The organism is Mobiluncus curtisii subsp. curtisii ATCC 35241, from assembly GCF_000146285.1.
GTDB lineage: Bacteria > Actinomycetota > Actinomycetes > Actinomycetales > Actinomycetaceae > Mobiluncus > Mobiluncus curtisii.
This window is the reverse complement of record NZ_GL385912.1, coordinates 2,099,596-2,114,618: the sequence shown is the minus strand read 5'-3', so window position 1 is coordinate 2,114,618 and position 15,023 is coordinate 2,099,596. Positions and strand designations below refer to the sequence as shown.

11 protein-coding genes and 3 tRNA genes are annotated in these 15,023 nt (G+C 53.8%); 8 read left to right on the top strand and 6 right to left on the bottom strand.

From position 1 onward, the window contains the following. The first annotated feature begins 58 nt into the window (after positions 1 to 58). Both HMPREF0574_RS09100 and eno read left to right on the top strand, forming a co-directional pair. Entirely contained in the window at positions 59 to 649 is a 591-nt protein-coding gene (locus HMPREF0574_RS09100; RefSeq protein WP_004008456.1) for a hypothetical protein, read from the top strand. A gap of 171 nt (positions 650 to 820) precedes the next feature. Then, positions 821 to 2,098, top strand: a complete 1,278-nt coding sequence (gene eno, locus HMPREF0574_RS09095; RefSeq protein WP_036324445.1) for a phosphopyruvate hydratase — start codon at positions 821 to 823, stop codon at positions 2,096 to 2,098. Positions 2,099 to 2,207: 109 nt separating this feature from the next. Here eno and HMPREF0574_RS09090 read toward each other — a convergent pair whose 3' ends face one another. Both HMPREF0574_RS09090 and HMPREF0574_RS09085 read right to left on the bottom strand, forming a co-directional pair. Continuing rightward, positions 2,208 to 3,254 (bottom strand): endonuclease/exonuclease/phosphatase family protein, encoded by a 1,047-nt coding sequence (locus HMPREF0574_RS09090; protein WP_004008454.1) that lies wholly within the window; start codon positions 3,252 to 3,254, stop codon positions 2,208 to 2,210. After that, positions 3,251 to 4,810: a mechanosensitive ion channel family protein gene (locus HMPREF0574_RS09085; protein ID WP_004008453.1), complete on the bottom strand. Its 1,560-nt coding sequence runs from the start codon at positions 4,808 to 4,810 to the stop codon at positions 3,251 to 3,253. Before HMPREF0574_RS09085 ends, HMPREF0574_RS09090 begins: the two co-directional genes overlap by 4 nt. Positions 4,811 to 4,923: 113 nt before the next feature. Here HMPREF0574_RS09085 and HMPREF0574_RS09080 point away from each other — a divergent pair. From HMPREF0574_RS09080 to HMPREF0574_RS09065, 4 genes are all read left to right on the top strand, one after another. Further along, a tRNA-Glu gene (locus HMPREF0574_RS09080) sits at positions 4,924 to 4,996 on the top strand. A 30-nt stretch (positions 4,997 to 5,026) separates the two neighbouring features. Then, positions 5,027 to 5,100, top strand: a tRNA-Asp gene (locus tag HMPREF0574_RS09075). 35 nt (positions 5,101 to 5,135) lie between these two features. Beyond that, a tRNA-Phe gene (locus HMPREF0574_RS09070) sits at positions 5,136 to 5,211 on the top strand. Between the two features lie 101 nt (positions 5,212 to 5,312). Further along, on the top strand, positions 5,313 to 5,909 hold the full coding sequence (locus HMPREF0574_RS09065) for an isochorismatase family protein (protein WP_004008452.1): 597 nt from the start codon (positions 5,313 to 5,315) through the stop codon (positions 5,907 to 5,909). A 76-nt stretch (positions 5,910 to 5,985) separates the two neighbouring features. Here the strand turns inward: HMPREF0574_RS09065 and HMPREF0574_RS09060 are convergent, their stop codons facing one another. After that, positions 5,986 to 6,999 carry a DUF5692 family protein gene (locus HMPREF0574_RS09060; RefSeq protein WP_004008451.1) on the bottom strand — a complete coding sequence of 338 codons (1,014 nt, stop codon included), beginning with the start codon at positions 6,997 to 6,999 and terminating at the stop codon, positions 5,986 to 5,988. A gap of 2 nt (positions 7,000 to 7,001) precedes the next feature. Continuing rightward, entirely contained in the window at positions 7,002 to 8,054 is a 1,053-nt protein-coding gene (locus HMPREF0574_RS09055; protein WP_004008450.1) for a hypothetical protein, read from the bottom strand. A gap of 247 nt (positions 8,055 to 8,301) precedes the next feature. On the opposite strand from HMPREF0574_RS09055, the gene HMPREF0574_RS09050 reads away from it, so the two are divergent. Both HMPREF0574_RS09050 and HMPREF0574_RS09045 read left to right on the top strand, forming a co-directional pair. Beyond that, entirely contained in the window at positions 8,302 to 9,666 is a 1,365-nt protein-coding gene (locus HMPREF0574_RS09050) for a DUF5692 family protein (RefSeq protein WP_004008449.1), read from the top strand. 174 nt (positions 9,667 to 9,840) lie between these two features. Beyond that, positions 9,841 to 12,684, top strand: a complete 2,844-nt coding sequence (locus HMPREF0574_RS09045) for a class I SAM-dependent DNA methyltransferase (protein ID WP_004008448.1) — start codon at positions 9,841 to 9,843, stop codon at positions 12,682 to 12,684. A 100-nt stretch (positions 12,685 to 12,784) separates the two neighbouring features. Here HMPREF0574_RS09045 and HMPREF0574_RS09040 read toward each other — a convergent pair whose 3' ends face one another. Both HMPREF0574_RS09040 and HMPREF0574_RS09035 read right to left on the bottom strand, forming a co-directional pair. Beyond that, the gene (locus tag HMPREF0574_RS09040) at positions 12,785 to 14,188 is read right to left on the bottom strand and encodes a sensor histidine kinase (RefSeq protein ID WP_004008447.1); all 1,404 of its coding nucleotides are present in this window, start codon (positions 14,186 to 14,188) and stop codon (positions 12,785 to 12,787) included. 1 nt (position 14,189) lies between these two features. Next, positions 14,190 to 14,897: a response regulator transcription factor gene (locus tag HMPREF0574_RS09035; RefSeq protein WP_036324999.1), complete on the bottom strand. Its 708-nt coding sequence runs from the start codon at positions 14,895 to 14,897 to the stop codon at positions 14,190 to 14,192. Between the last annotated feature and the right edge of the window lie 126 nt (positions 14,898 to 15,023).

Below are 15,023 nucleotides of genomic sequence, written 5' to 3'. Positions count from 1 at the left end.
CCCGGTCAAAGAAAAGCTAAGATGGGAACGTTGGGTCGGACTATTGAAGGGAAAGACGATGGCGGAAAAGTCCCTCGTGACCAAGACCACTAAAACAGCGACCAGGCTGATGACGGGGGTTGCTGCGCTGGCGCTCGCGGGGGGACTTCTGAGCGGATGTGAAGCAAAACCAGGAGTAGCCGCCTACGGTGACGGCTGGGTCGTCACCGAATCCCAACTCGGAACGGTCACCAAAGAACTCGCCGAGGCGGGAATTAATCTCAACGACACCGCGGAAATGCAGACCGCGCGCATTTATGCCCTGCGCTATTTGCGGACTCTCCACGAAGGCGGTCAGGATTTGCTCTCGCAGTGTCCGCAGCTTGATGAGATTAAAACCGATTTGTTTAAGGTGAACCCCGCAAAGATGTCTCCCGAGACGCACGACGTCATGCAACTGTTGCTGTGTGCCACAGCGACAGACCCTGCAGTCGCTCACGAGTTGGGTGTGCAAACGGTCAATCCGCAGTTGGCAGCCCAAATTGAAAAGGCTTACAAATCCGGTTTCGACCTCAAGAACGCGAAACTGTCGAATCGGATGAACCAAACCATCCAAATTATCCAGCAGCGCGCCACACAGATGCAGATGATGGGGCAGGGGCAGCAGTAAGCAAAGTTTTGCGGCGGCAGCCGGAACGATAAATCGCAAAGAAAATTTGTTTGTCCGGGGAGAAATTCTCGGACAAATGCGCATTTTTAGGAAATAATAGTAGTGGCTGCCTGTACCCTCTTTAGGGCGGAGCGGCGGAAGAATAACAACCTGTCACATAAGGAGACTCAGTTGGCAATCATCGAAAGTATTTACGGTCGCGAAATTCTTGATTCCCGTGGTAATCCCACGGTGGAAGTAGAGCTTGAGTACGAAGGGGGTATGGTCCGCGCTGCGGTTCCGTCCGGTGCCTCGACCGGTCAGTTCGAAGCAGTGGAACTCCGCGATGGTGATAAGGGACGCTACCAGGGTAAAGGCGTATTAAAGGCGGTCAAGGCGGTAAACGACATCATCGCCCCCGAACTGGTGGGATTTGATACCGTCGAACAGCGCAGCATTGACGCGGCGATGATGGACCTGGACGGCACTCCCAATAAGGGAAAACTGGGAGCAAACGCGATTCTGGGGGTGTCCCTGGCAGTAGCGAAGGCTTCGGCAGAGGATGCCGGTCTGGAATTGTTCGAGTATCTCGGTGGTCCTAATGCTCATGTCTTGCCGGTGCCGATGATGAATATCTTGAATGGTGGTTCTCACGCGGATTCCAACGTCGATATTCAAGAGTTCATGATTGCACCAATCGGTGCCGAGACGTTCGCCGAGGCGTTACGGATGGGCGCCGAGGTGTACCACTGCCTGAAGTCCGTTTTGAAGGACAAGGGTCTGGCTACCGGTTTGGGCGACGAAGGCGGTTTCGCCCCGAACCTGGAGTCTAACGCGGAAGCTCTGGATTTGATTCTGGTTGCTATCGAAAAGGCTGGTTACAAGCCCGGCAAGGATGTGGCGCTGGCTTTGGACGTGGCTTCTTCCGAGTTCTATGACAACGGTAAGTACAATTTCGAGGGCGAAGCCCGCGACGCGGCTTACATGGAGAAATACTACGAGGAACTGATTGAAAAGTATCCGATTGTTTCCATCGAGGATCCGCTGAACGAAGAAGCCTGGGAGGACTGGCAGAAACTCACCGCCGCCATTGGTGACAAGGTGCAGTTGGTGGGCGACGACCTGTTCGTTACGAACCCCGAGCGTCTGGAGCGCGGTATCAAGGAAGGCGTGGCAAACGCTCTGCTGGTAAAGGTCAACCAGATTGGTTCACTGACCGAAACGCTCGAAGCTATTGAGATGGCTCATCGTGCGGGATTCCACACCATGACTTCGCACCGTTCGGGTGAAACCGAGGACACCACTATCGCGCATCTGGCAGTGGCATCCAATGCTGGTCAGATTAAGACCGGCGCTCCGGCTCGTACCGAACGCGTTGCCAAGTACAACGAGCTGCTGCGTATCGAGGATATGCTCGGTGATGCTGCCGTTTACGCTGGCAAGTCCGCATTCCCGCGTTTCCGCGGCTAAGTTCATTTAGTTTCACGAGTATCCCAGGTTGGTGTCATCATCAGCCTGGGATACTTTTTACCGGTTAGGGGTTAGCCAGTTTGGCGGGCTGAAACGGTGAAGTCGGGAACTATTGAGCGGTCTTTACAGGGCGTATATCGTAGATGACCGCCCGGTGGTCCGAGATGGGCAGGCGTAAAGCTCGCGGTTCGCCCACCAGCTCCCAACCGTTGCCCAGCAGCTGATCCAGGGCAATCCACGGCTTGTCTGCCGGATATGACGGGATAGCCGCGTGTAGCTCGGGGTGCTGTTCCGTGGGCAAAGGCTGTAGCACTTTGTTGATTTGGTAATCACGCAGGTTGAAATCTCCCACCAGCAGGCAAGATTCAGAACGTAAATGATAGAGGGAACGCCAGGCACGCCGCAGCTGAGAAGCTGCCGTGGGACGGTGAATCTCCAGGTGGGTCGTGCCGAGCGCGACGGTGCCCAGCGGCGTAGCCAAGCGGGCTGCCAGCAGCACCCGCATCTGACCAAACCGTACCCCCGTCCCTTTTGCGGCTGCGGGAAGGTCACGTAACCCTTCGAGAAAGCCGTGAGAAAAGCCTTTCCACGGGTCGCTGCCCCAAACTATCCGCGCCCGGACTCTGCCAAGACGTTTAAAGTGCCAAGATTTCGCTGGCCAGCGTGAGAGCAGGGCGATACCGTACCCGCTCTCGGCCTTTAATTCGCTGTCCAAAGGGCGGCGGTGCAGGACTTGGGACTGACCCGCGTAGGACGCTCCGATACGCCAGTAGGGCAGGCGTAGCGCCTCTGCTAACACACGCGCTTGCCGGACGTAGCCGGAACGCCGCTGTCCTTTGTCGACTTCCTGCAGTGCCAAAATATCCGGTTTTAACTGTTGGAGTACCTGGGCGGTCTGTTTTAGGTTTTCTTCAGTCAGCTGGGTGCGGGTGTTGACCGAACCCGATTTGAACAGGCTGCGGCAGCGTTCGCCCAGTCCCCGGATAAACGCTTCCGCCCGCGAATTCGCCTTTTGGACATCAGTCCATCCCTCCGCGGGGGTGCCCCACTGCAGATTGCAGGTAATAACCCGCAAAAAATCCGGATTTGGCAAAGTTTGGGGCGTTGCGTAGCGGCGAGGCGGGGCGGACTTTCGAAAGCGTTTATTTCGGCTCATTTCTGAGTCTCCTCAGAAGACGGGGTGGTGGTGTCCGCGGTCGTGGTGTCGCTGTCAGCAGTTGTTTTTTCCTCAGATTGTTTGGGTCCCGTGACAAGTTTGCGACGTTCCTCTGCATCTGGAGTCCCGGAATAGAGCCGGTCACCAGTTATCGTGGCAGTGGTGCTCAGCACTCTGGTATCTTGCAGAGCGTCTCGGGAAGGGGGCAGCTGTTCCGATTTCTCATTATGAGTTTCATCTAGCCGCCGGGCCTTAAATCTCCAGGAGCGGCGTTTTTCTTGAATCTTCCGGGCATACTGATCCAAAAGTGGCTCCCCATAAGGGCTGGTCGGGGCAGCTTCAGTCGCTTGCTTTTTGGTGGCTGCGGCGTGACGGCTGCTGTTCGTTTTCCGGATGGTCGCGATAGCTAGTTCGCGAGCTTGTTTCTCAATCTCGATTTCATCGACCGGGAGGTGCACTTCTGTAACTTTGTCAGTTTCAACGCGGCGGCGGGGCAGAGCATAGGGAGCTTCCTTTTCAATCCACTCAATCAAGCGTTCCCGCAGGTAGCACTTGAGATCCCACAGATCTCCAGAGTTTGCGGCGCTGGCGACCAACCGCACCAGCATGGTTTCAACGGAACTATCTGTGACCTGCACGCTGGAAGTGCGCCCATCCCACAAGTCTGTTTCCGAGAGCAGTCGGTCGACTTCGTTGCGGAAAGCTGCCAAGGGCAGACGCCAATCCACGCGCAGTTCCACGACCCCTAACAGGTGGGTGTCTCGTTTAGTCCAGTTTTCAAAAGGTTCCTCGGTAAATTTCTTGGACGGTAGGATGAGGCGGCGTTCATCCCACAGATGAATCACTATATACGTCAGCGTAATTTCTTCAATCGTGCCTTGCTGACCTTGGACAACGACGACGTCACCCACTCGAATCGGGTCGGAGAAAGCAATCTGAAGCCCCGCGAACATGTTTGCCAACACCCCTTGGGCAGCAATACCAGCGATTAAAGAAATAATGCCCGCGGACGCCAGCACTGAACCCATGGCGGCACGCGCTTCTGGGAATGTCAATGCAATTGAGATAGCCCCGAACACCCCAAAGAAAACTTGTGAAACCCGGTGCATGACTTGGGCTTGCGTCACCAAACGATTTGGTTTCGACCCGCCCTCTAGCTGTGTCCGGGTCATGTCCTCCAGGACGGCACAGAGTTCAATCAGCCACACCGTCACGGCAATAATCATCAAAATCAGCAAGCCGTGCGAAATTGTGCCGTAACCGGGAACGTTGTGGTCGCGTACAGTCCAGTACCACCCAATCGTCGCCCCTAAGGCGATACAGGTCAAAGACCCACCTACGCGAGAGCGGCGCTCCATGTATTTAATCAGTCGGTGTTTGCGTCCCCAGCGTCGCAACAAAAATCCGATAACTTGGGCGGCTGCCAACAACGCCACGATACAGACCAAACTGGCAGCTAAAACCGCCATAATGTCCAAGGAAGTTTCCAAGACTTCCTTCACTGCTTTGTCTGGGGTTGGATTTGGTTCCGGGGTCGGACTGAACACAAAACTCATGTATCTAGCATAGGTTATCGTGCCTAAACTGGCCGAGGGGAAGCGAGGTTTTGCACTCTGAGCATTTTTCACTTAGACTATTTCAAGTCCTTAGCCCCCTGGGCTTAGGCGACGCTCCTATCGTCTAGCGGCCTAGGACTCCGCCCTTTCACGGCGGCAACACGGGTTCAAATCCCGTTGGGAGTACTGGCAAGCCTTCGGGCTTGCGCCTTGAATGGCCCTGTAGCGCAGTTGGTTAGCGCGCCGCCCTGTCACGGCGGAGGTCGCGGGTTCGAGTCCCGTCAGGGTCGCAGTTCGTCGATGGTCACAAGCTAAGACGAACGTTGGCTCTGTAGCTCAGTTGGCAGAGCGAACGACTGAAAATCGTTAGGTCACCGGATCGACGCCGGTCGGAGCCACCAGATCCTCGCGTCAGGCGGGGATTTTTGGTTTTTACGTGGCGGCTTACAATCGGCTTTTTTGGGTCATAATAGAGGTATCCCCAGAATCATACGGAGGAATTATGGCCGAAATGAAACGTGCATTGTTGATTGTCGATGTCCAACCGACCTTTTGTGAAGGCGGAGCCCTAGGGGTGGTTGGGGGCAACGAGGTTGCCGAGCGGATTGCGGACTTTGTCACTGAGCATGAGGACGAATACGAGATTATTGTCACCACTCAGGATTGGCATATTAACCCGGGAGCGCATTTCTCCGACCATCCAGACTTTATAGACACCTGGCCTCCTCACGGGATAGCGGGCACCGCAGAAGCGGAACTGCACGACGCTATTGCCTCCCTCCCTTTTGATGATTCCGTTAAGAAGGGTCAGTATGCGGCGGCTTATTCCGGCTTTGAAGGGGTGAACAAGTCGGGGGATACTTTGGAAGAGATTTTGCGTCGCGCCGACATTACCGATGTAGATGTGGTCGGTATCGCGGAATCGCACTGTGTGAAAGACACCGCTTTGGATGCCCTGGATTTGGGTTGGCCGACCCGCGTCTTTGAGGACCTCACCGTTCCAGTTTCAGCAGAGCTAGGGGAAGCAGCCCGTGAAGAGATGGCACAGGCTGGGATAGACGAAATTCCCAGCACCGACGCTTTTAAGGCAGTTGACTGAACTTCTGGCTGCCCGGAGGCGTAGATACAAATAACCGGCTCGAGAGAGTCTCCCGAGCCGGTTATTGACAGCCTTGTTAGTCCAGGTACCCCAGTTCTTGAGGAGTCTTTCCTAACCGAGCCGCGATACGAGATTTGACCTCGTCAGTTGCGGTGCGGCGGATAATCTTAACGTTTTGCGGCAAATCCGTGTACAGCTCGGTCTTAAACGGATTGCGCTTGGTTTTGACAATCTTCCACACGTGATAGACCGCCAGTCCCGCGTTGGCTGCCAGCGCCAGGAAAGACAGCAGGAACAGTGCGGCGTGGTTTTGACTCGCCACGTGAGTGAACATGGAGTCTTGGGTAAAGTGCGGGAACGAGAGCACAAACGCTGACCAGAACGTCAGGGTGTAGGCGCGATACTGAATCCAGGCGCCTCTGCCCATCGTCATAAATGCTGGAATCGTACAGGACAACAGCAGCGCTACGCCCGAATACCAGGCCCGATCTGAGAGACAGTTGTAGCAGTACGCCACATTCCACAGGTCGTAGGCAATAATCCAGCCAATCGTGAGGTCAGTCCAGATAATGTGACGGTTCGTTTTTGACACATAGATTCCGGTCCAGCCGGCAATCATCAACAGGTTCAGAATCCCCGCGATACCGTTCATGATGTTCCACGGACCGCCCCAGACCCACATACCGTTATTCACATTTCCGTGCAGGGAATAGCATTGGAAGTCTCGAATTACGGCTTCGAGGATGTTGATTGAGAGAATAATTGGAGGAATCAGCAGGTAGAACCGGTTGCGACGCAGCTTAGGGAAGTACTGCAAAGCGACTAAACACAGCGAGCCGGCTAGCGCCGAGTACTGTTTAGCGATGGCGAACCAGCCCTCACTTTGGGTGCCCGGAATCGAGTGTGGCCACCAGAAAATCGTGAGCAGCACCGGCACTACGATGAACAGCGCGATGGCAGCCCACTTAAAGCGAATAGCGAGCCAGGCGAGGGCGGCTAATACCGCGATGACCAGGAAAAGCATCGCGAAATCCCACCATTGCCCCACCTCAAAAAAGAACAGGTTGGGAGCCTCTGCAGGCATGACCATGATTAGTCACCCGCCTTCGACTGATGCTTACCCCATCCCGGCAGATAGGTACGTTCGCGCTTTTGGCGGATTTGTTCATCCCAGCTGAACTCCGGCTCGCTCCAGTCTACGTAGTAGTCCGGGTCAACAGTGTCTTCCCACGGGTTGCCCGGTTCGGTGGGCGGCCAATTGGGGTTGTCGGTGACGGGAGGTCGGATTTCAGCCACCGCGGGGCTGCGGCGCCCGTAGCGGAACCATTGCGTATAGGTGTCCTCAAACAGTGGGGTTCCGTCCCAGCGACCTGCCGGAGTCCCGGAGCGGAAGAAGCGTCCACCCAAGGCTCCGCGCATGAATTTGCCGTGCCACTGCTGTTTCTTGCGGAACTCGGCGACTCGCTTGACGTAGATATTTTGCATGTGTGCCATCACGCCGCCGACCAGTTCGATATTAATCCAGTTGATGGCGCGTGTGTAGAGGTTATCTGGCTCGAAACCGACTCGCCAGTGGTTGAGCAGCCGGCACCGCTCGCCCTTGAGAGGAATAACGTAGAAACACCACGCCGCGGCGTAATGCTTCATGAACGGGAAACGGAAAGCATAGCTGCCGGGGGCAGCGGGAGGGTTCTTGGTATCGACCCATTGCACCAGGTATTTGCCGGGCACGACATCCGCCCATTCCATAGACATACCTTGGTAATCAAAACCGGCAATATCGCCGGGTTGAATAGCGTCCGGAGTTTGAAATTCTTCCTGAATTTCATAGTGATTATAAAAGGGAAGACGCGCGAAAGTCCTTTCGAGAAATTCGCTGCTGAATGAGCCTGATTTTTGCACCCCGATTTGTTTCAAAATGCGATAAACCGCATAAGCAGGGGCATCAATATCAATGGCATAAGTCGAGGATTTACCATTCTGGTAGTTCAGGTCAATAATGTCATCGGCGGGGTAGACCCAGTCCTGTTCTGCCCGAGTTGCTTTCCCGCTGAGCTGCGAAAACGCGAACACTCCTCCGAATATGGGAACTGCCGCGAGACCGGCAAGTTTCCAGAAGCATTTTCCTTTAGGTGACGTAGCCATTGTATTTAACGAGTTCCTAACTCCTCGCGGAGTAATGCCGTGAGGACGAAGCCGATAGATGCAAAAAAGGATTCACTTCAGAATCATCCGAATATAAAACCTATTGACAGGAAACTAACACACTATTGCGAAAAATGGGTGCGTTTGAATAGAGAGATTTATAAAACTCATTTTGGGACTAACGTCCTAATGAAAACAATGATTGGGAGTTCTACACTATAAGGCAATAAGCCGTTACAAAGGAGCAGTGGTGAATACTTTCTTAGGATTGTGGGAAATCGGAACTCCGCGAGTCTATTTGTTCTGGATTGTGGTTTTATTGGCTCAAATTGTAATAGCTGAGATAAACCGTCGCTGGAACTGGACAATTTTTGTTTTGTGGACCGTAGGGGGCATCGCGGTAATGCCTTACGTGATTACCCACGGTATTCCCATGGTGGGATGGTTCCCCTTCGGAAAGTTCACCATCATGATTCTCACCGCCACTATGACCGGATTCTTGCTGTTCTATGGGAAACGCCATCCGCTTAAGGCGCACCGCTATGCTTTCTGGTTCGGTCTGGCGCTCTGGATTGGACTGGCGGTGAACATCATGGAGGCCAATATCCGTGATGTCACCATTTTCTTGCAGACCAGTGAATACTATTCCTGCGCTGCCGACTGGCAGTGTCTGCAAGCCATCGACCAAGCGCACAGCATTCCCATGATTCCGGGACTGCCCGAGACGCGCGGCGTCGCTGCCGCGGTGGGAACCGAGGCATGGTATCAGGCGGTGGCTACCAACTTTGCGCAAGCCTATGTCGGTATCGATCCTGCAACCGGGTTCCGTACCATCGGGGGATACTGGAACTTGCTTTCAGCGCTGGCAGGAGTGCTGAACATCATCACCATCACCGGTCTGGGAAAGATTGCCATTACTTCCCAGCCGAACCAGAAGGTCAAAGGACTCATCTGGGTGGATATGGTGTGGCCCTGGATTATTGCCTACGACCTGTGGAATCACGCTTTCCTGTACAACTCGCTGGCTGATTACACCTGGTACTGTACGTTTGCCCTGTTGCTGGCGTGTACCATTCCCGCCTTCACGTGGGCGAAAGGTCAGTGGATATGGTTTAGGTGCTTCACTCTCATGTTCTGGATTGCGGCGAACAACATCTTGCCCGAACTGCTGGTGCAGCCCTCCGGGATGTTCAACTACGCGACGATGAACCCGGTGGCAAACATTGTCTGTGCCTGGCTGGCGCTGATTTCCAATGTGGCTTTGTTCGGTTACTGGCTGTACAAGATTATCGGGCAGAAACGTAATCCCATCACTGGAGTGCTGTTCTGTGAACTTGGAGCGTTCCGCAAGGTCGTGCTGGCTCACTTCGATAATAAAGACAAGTACTTCATCGTCGATCAAATCCCGCAAACCCCCATGGAACTGGGATTTGAGCCGGGTACCTTGGTTCCTCCCGAAGATGGCTGGGTGGGCATCATGCCGTGGTGGCGCCGGGATAAGCGTTACCTGGGCAAGCCGCATACCCCGCTCAGTGCTGATCCGGTTGCACAAGCGCGCCTAGAAAGGAAATCAGGGGAGGAACCTAGTGAGAGCGCGAAAGCTGACTCCTGATACTGAGTAAACGGGTGAGTCCGGTCGCCCCGGTTCTCACAAGTGTGGTCGGTGGCGGGCGTTTAGCTAGTCTGCGGTTCGTTCTGGTCTGTTTTCGATTTCTCAACTTTTGCTCTCGACGTGGTGGGATACTGAGGTGTTGACACAAGGAGCGTTGGAGAGGTCGGTTTGGTGATGGTTTCGGATTTGGCAGCTGCTCGGGAGTTTGCCGCCCAATGGGTGGGTAAAGGCTATGAGAAGGGCGAGTGCCAGAAGTTCTGGACGCTGCTGTTGCATGACGTGCTGGGATACGAGCGCATGGAATCGGTGCGGTTCGAGCATCGCGTCGCTGGTGGCGGCTTCATCGACGTGTGGATTCGCGACGCCTCCGTGATGGTGGAACAGAAATCTCTGGGGGTGGACTTGGACGCTCCCGAGATGCGGCAAGGGGTGCTAAAGACCCCGTTGGCGCAGGTGTGGGATTATGCCGAGGATTTGCCTCGCACCGAGCAGCCGCGTTTCTTGGTGACGTGTAACTTTGGCGAGTTTCGGGTTTATGACCGGGATCGCGGTGGTCGCCGCGATTTGGAAGGCGCACCGACTTTCGCGTTTACGCTTGCCGAGCTGGGCGAGCACCCCGAGTATCTCGGGTTCATCATTGACCCAATCAACTCGCGCTTAGAGAAAGAAAAACAAGTCTCCATTCAAGCCGGTGAGCTGGTGGGGCGCCTGCACGACGGGCTGCTTGCCCAATATTTGGAGCCGGACGCGCCTGAAACCCGCCACGCCCTAAACGTGCTGTGCGTGCGACTGGTGTTCTGTCTGTACTGCGAGGATGCGGGACTCTTCCAGAAGGATGCGTTCTATCGTTATCTGAAGGGCGTTGCCCCTGCTGATGTGCGTCCGCGCCTGAAACTGCTGTTCCGGGCGTTGGACACACCGGTGGAGCGGCGCGACCCTTATGACACGACGCTGCGGGAGTTCCCTTATGTAAACGGGGGTTTGTTCGCCGGTGATTTTGAGATTCCGAATTTTAGCCCCGAACTGTTGGAACTGCTGTTGAACGAGGTCTCGAGAGCAGTGGACTGGTCCCAGATTTCGCCCACGATTTTCGGGGGGATCTTTGAATCGACCTTGAACCCGGAAACGCGCCGAGCTGGCGGAATGCACTACACTTCCCCGGAAAGCATCCACAAGGTCATCGACCCGCTGTTTTTGGATGACCTGAAAGCCGAGTTGCGAGCCATCAATGACGCGGAGGGACTGACCCCGCGTCAACGCACTAATCGTTACCGGGCTTTCCACGAGCGGCTGTGCAAGATGCGGTTTCTGGACCCCGCCAGCGGATCAGGAAACTTTTTGACCGAGACGTACCTGCAGCTGCGGCACCTCGAGGATGAAGTGTTGAGCCGGCTCAATGCTGGTCAAACGGCGTTTAGCCTCGCAGAGGTGGGCGCGAGCGTCACCAGGGTGTCCTTGGACCAGTTTTATGGCATTGAAATCAACGATTTCGCGGTGAAAGTTTCCGAGGCGGCATTGTGGATTTCGCGGCTAAAAGCCAACGGTGAGACGGAGATGTTGCTGTCTCTGGGGGATGATGATTTCCCCCTCCGGGAGAGCGCCCACATCGTGCAAGCTAATGCGCTGACTTTGGATTGGAACACGGTGCTGCCGGCGGACCAGTGCAGTTACGTCCTGGGAAACCCGCCGTTTATCGGCTATTCCCGCCTGGATGAATCGCAAAAGGTCGACCGGCTGGCGATTTTCGGTAAGGTTGGCGGGGTGCTCGATTATGTCGCGTGCTGGTATCGAAAAGCTGCCGACTATATGCGGGGTAACCGAGAAATTCAGGCGGCTTTTGTGTCCACTAACTCAATTGTGCAAGGCCAGCAGGTCGCGCCGCTGTGGCGGGGACTGTTCGACGCGGGAATCGTGTTGAACTTTGCACATCGCACGTTTATTTGGGCAAATGAAGCCTCCGACCAGGCGCACGTGTACTGCGTGATTATCGGGTTTTCCTATACGGATCGGAAAACGAAATACGTGTGGGATTATGCGGCAGAGATTCCTTCGCCGAGCGACGCGGCGGCGCAGCGTACCAGGCGGGGAGGTATCGGGATGCGCCATGAGGTGAACCATTTGAACGGATACCTCGCGGATGCGCCGGATGTGTTCTTGGAGCGCCAGATGAAGCCGCTGTGTGACGTGCCGGAAATGTCAAAGGGATTTCAGCCCACTGACAATGGATTTCTGCTGCTGTCGCCCGAGGAACGTGCGGAGCTGCTGGCGGTCGAGCCAGAGGCAGCGCGCTGGGTGCGGAAGTTTTCCATGGGAGCGGAGTTCATCAGGGGTGAGGATCGTTACTGTTTGTGGCTGGAGGGCATTACCCCTAATGAATTGGCTGCCTTACCGAAACTGCGTTCACGGGTGGGGGCTTGCCGAGCTTGGCGTCTGGCGCAGGTAAAGACTGGAGACGCATACAAACTTGCCGACCGACCGCATTTGTTGCGCCCGTGCGGAAAATTCCAGGATGGTACCTATATTGGAGTGCCACCGGTGTCCTCGGAGCGCCGTGATTATATTCCGATGGGTTTTGTTAAGGACGGCATGATTCCAGGAAATCAACTGTATTTCGTGCCGACCGATTCGCGCTATGTTTTCGGAGTTTTAGTTTCGCGGGTGCATAATGCCTGGATGCGCGTGGTTGCTGGTCGGCTAAAAAGTGATTACCGCTACGGCAACACGACGGTGTACAACAACTTGGTGTGGCCAGATGCCACCCCTGCCCAGCGCGAACGTATCGAGCACACCGCGCAAGGGATTTTAGAAGCGCGTTCACTCTATCCGGATGCCTCCCTCGCCACGCTCTATGACCCCGACTTAATGCCAGTCGAGCTGCGGGCGGCACACCGCGAAAATGACCGCGCGGTCGAGGCGGCTTACGGCTTGCCGGCTGATAGTGATGAAGCAGGCATCGTCTCGCACCTTTTCGCTCTCTACGCCACCAAAACCTGCAGTACGCCGGGAAAGTGCGGATGAGATGTCTGCTGATTGCACGGTTGGATGGTGAGAGTGTCGGAACACACAATGAAACAAAAGCGGGTGCCGAGTAGCGAATAGTGAAAGTAGGGGAGGGGCACTAAATAGTCTGTTGCGGTATTGATAGAGTCACCTTTAAGCCGCCATGTTTGCTGGGGCTTATCGTGACCGTTCCTTTATGGGCGTCGATAATCTGTCGCACGATGAGAAGTCCTAAGCCATGTCGCTGTTCAGTGGTGCTGGTGTCACAAATCATATAATGCAGAGTATGGTTGAGCTGTTCTAATTCTGGAGCGGAAACACCTATTCCGTCATCCTCGACGCGGATAATGCAATTATTGTGTTGTACAGAGACGGATACGTATATCGTGCAGCCATTTTCGTTATGGGAGATGCTGTTATAGAGCAGATTTGAGAGGGCTCGTTGCAGTAAATCCTGGTCTACATTGACATTGCAAGAGGCTAGATTTTCGTCAGTGAGCCATTTTATCGAAAATCCATCTGGCAGATCCATATTTATGAAATCTACGACTGTCTGTCGAACGATGGCAACAACATTGTGCGGTTGAATCATCAGTGGTTGCATATTGTAATCGAGCTTGGACGCGAGATTGAGGTCTCGGATCAAGTTCTTCATTCGTTCACTTTGTTTGATAATCATCGTCACTTTTTTACGGTCTGGAACCGAAAGCTGGGGTGAATTTTCTAACTGACCAGCAAAGCCCATAACCATCGAGAGCGGGGTCCGGATATCGTGGGAAACCCCGGCAATCCAGTTCGCCCTAGCGGTTTCCTTCTTTCTCAACTGTTCTCTTTGCTGCTGCAATATGTCAGAAGCAGAGTTGATGTTTGCGGCTAGTTCCGAAAGGACTCCAGTCTCAGGGATAGAGACACTCTCTCCCCTAGAAAGCTGTTGTATGCCCTTGGTGATTGGGTTGACGGACTTGAGGAACTTGGTGTTAGCAGTTAGATAAATTCCGAGGATCAACAGGACGTTGATAGATAATATGCTCAGGAGGATTTGCGGAAAGTTAGAAATTAAACTGTAGTTCCAGCTCGGTTGGGCATGTTTCCAAAAACTATGGTGTGGAAATCCGACTACAACCACGCCATGATTATTTCTGCCGGTATAGGTAGGGTAGCCGTCAAGATACCCGGTGCTCAAATCAGCTATATCTGACAATGTGTAAGAATTTGGAATGGTCTGAGGAGTGTTTGGGGTTCTCCAGATGACTTTTAATGTCTCGTTATCTATTAAAATCGCCCACGCTCTCGCCTCGGTTAATTTTGTGGACATGCTATCTGATAAGTCATATTCCCCGCGGGAAGAAACCTGTAAGGCTTTTCCAGTCGCCCGGGCGATGGTGTAGGGAGAGGCATCTTCACTGGGGGCGTAGTTTGCTACGAGTACGACAAACGCAATAATGTTCAGTAAAATTATCAGTACAGAGCTGAGCAGAAAAATGCTTATGAACCGGTGTATGAGCTTCGGTACGCTTTTCATGCTACTTCTCCTCTAGAATCAGCTTGTAGCCCAGTCCCCTTACCGTGACCAAAGAAACAGGCTGCGAAGGATAGCGTTCTATTTTTTCCCTGATGCGCCGTATGTGCGCCATCAAAGAATTTTCGTACCCAAAGGGATTGGTACCCCAGGCGGCTTCACATAATGCTTCAATCGTTACGATACGACCGGCGTTTCGGTATAGGGCGGAGAGGATGTCATGTTCTTTAGCGGTTAGGGGGATACGTTCATTATCCTTTATTACTTCAGCCGAGGAAAAATCAATCTGACTATTTCTCAGTGTCACTATGGGATTTTCTCCGCGGTAGCTTCTCCTTAGTATAGCCATGATGCGATACGTTAGCTCTTTGGGGTGAAATGGCTTTACGATATAGTCATCTGCGCCTAAACTAAATCCCTTAAACCTATCTTCGTCCTCACCACATGCGGTGAGCAGCAAAATAGGGCAGTCGGCGTATTGCTTTAATTTGTTCATTAACTCAAAGCCGGTGCCATCGGGAAGCATCACATCGATGATTGCTAATTCGGGTGTCGCCTTTTGAGCCACTTCGAGGGCTTCTTTCACACTTCTTGCCGTCATAATTTGGCGAAAGCTGGATTCTTTGAGAATTGATAAAACCATGTTTAACAGGTCTTGCTCATCATCAACGAGGAGTATGCGCTTGTTCAGTAAATAAGCATCCTGATTCATGGTCACGCCTCCTGGGTACCTATCCTGCATGTCATCGTATCCCTGCCATTTGCGTGAGATACCGGAATCTGGTGGCATTAGCTCCAAGTAAACGATACTCGGCTGTCGAGCTCATGGTGGGGATGT

Excerpts from the sequence above, each read along its gene's own strand:
- HMPREF0574_RS09055 (WP_004008450.1), bottom strand. The coding sequence starts at position 8,054 with ATGGCTACGTCACCTAAAGGAAAATGCTTCTGGAAACTTGCCGGTCTC.
- HMPREF0574_RS09060 (WP_004008451.1), bottom strand. The coding sequence starts at position 6,999 with ATGGTCATGCCTGCAGAGGCTCCCAACCTGTTCTTTTTTGAGGTGGGG.
- HMPREF0574_RS09040 (WP_004008447.1), bottom strand. The coding sequence starts at position 14,188 with ATGAAAAGCGTACCGAAGCTCATACACCGGTTCATAAGCATTTTTCTG.
- HMPREF0574_RS09090 (WP_004008454.1), bottom strand. The coding sequence starts at position 3,254 with ATGAGCCGAAATAAACGCTTTCGAAAGTCCGCCCCGCCTCGCCGCTAC.
- HMPREF0574_RS09085 (WP_004008453.1), bottom strand. The coding sequence starts at position 4,810 with ATGAGTTTTGTGTTCAGTCCGACCCCGGAACCAAATCCAACCCCAGAC.
- HMPREF0574_RS09035 (WP_036324999.1), bottom strand. The coding sequence starts at position 14,897 with ATGAATCAGGATGCTTATTTACTGAACAAGCGCATACTCCTCGTTGAT.
- HMPREF0574_RS09100 (WP_004008456.1), top strand. The coding sequence starts at position 59 with ATGGCGGAAAAGTCCCTCGTGACCAAGACCACTAAAACAGCGACCAGG.
- HMPREF0574_RS09065 (WP_004008452.1), top strand. The coding sequence starts at position 5,313 with ATGGCCGAAATGAAACGTGCATTGTTGATTGTCGATGTCCAACCGACC.
- HMPREF0574_RS09045 (WP_004008448.1), top strand. The coding sequence starts at position 9,841 with ATGGTTTCGGATTTGGCAGCTGCTCGGGAGTTTGCCGCCCAATGGGTG.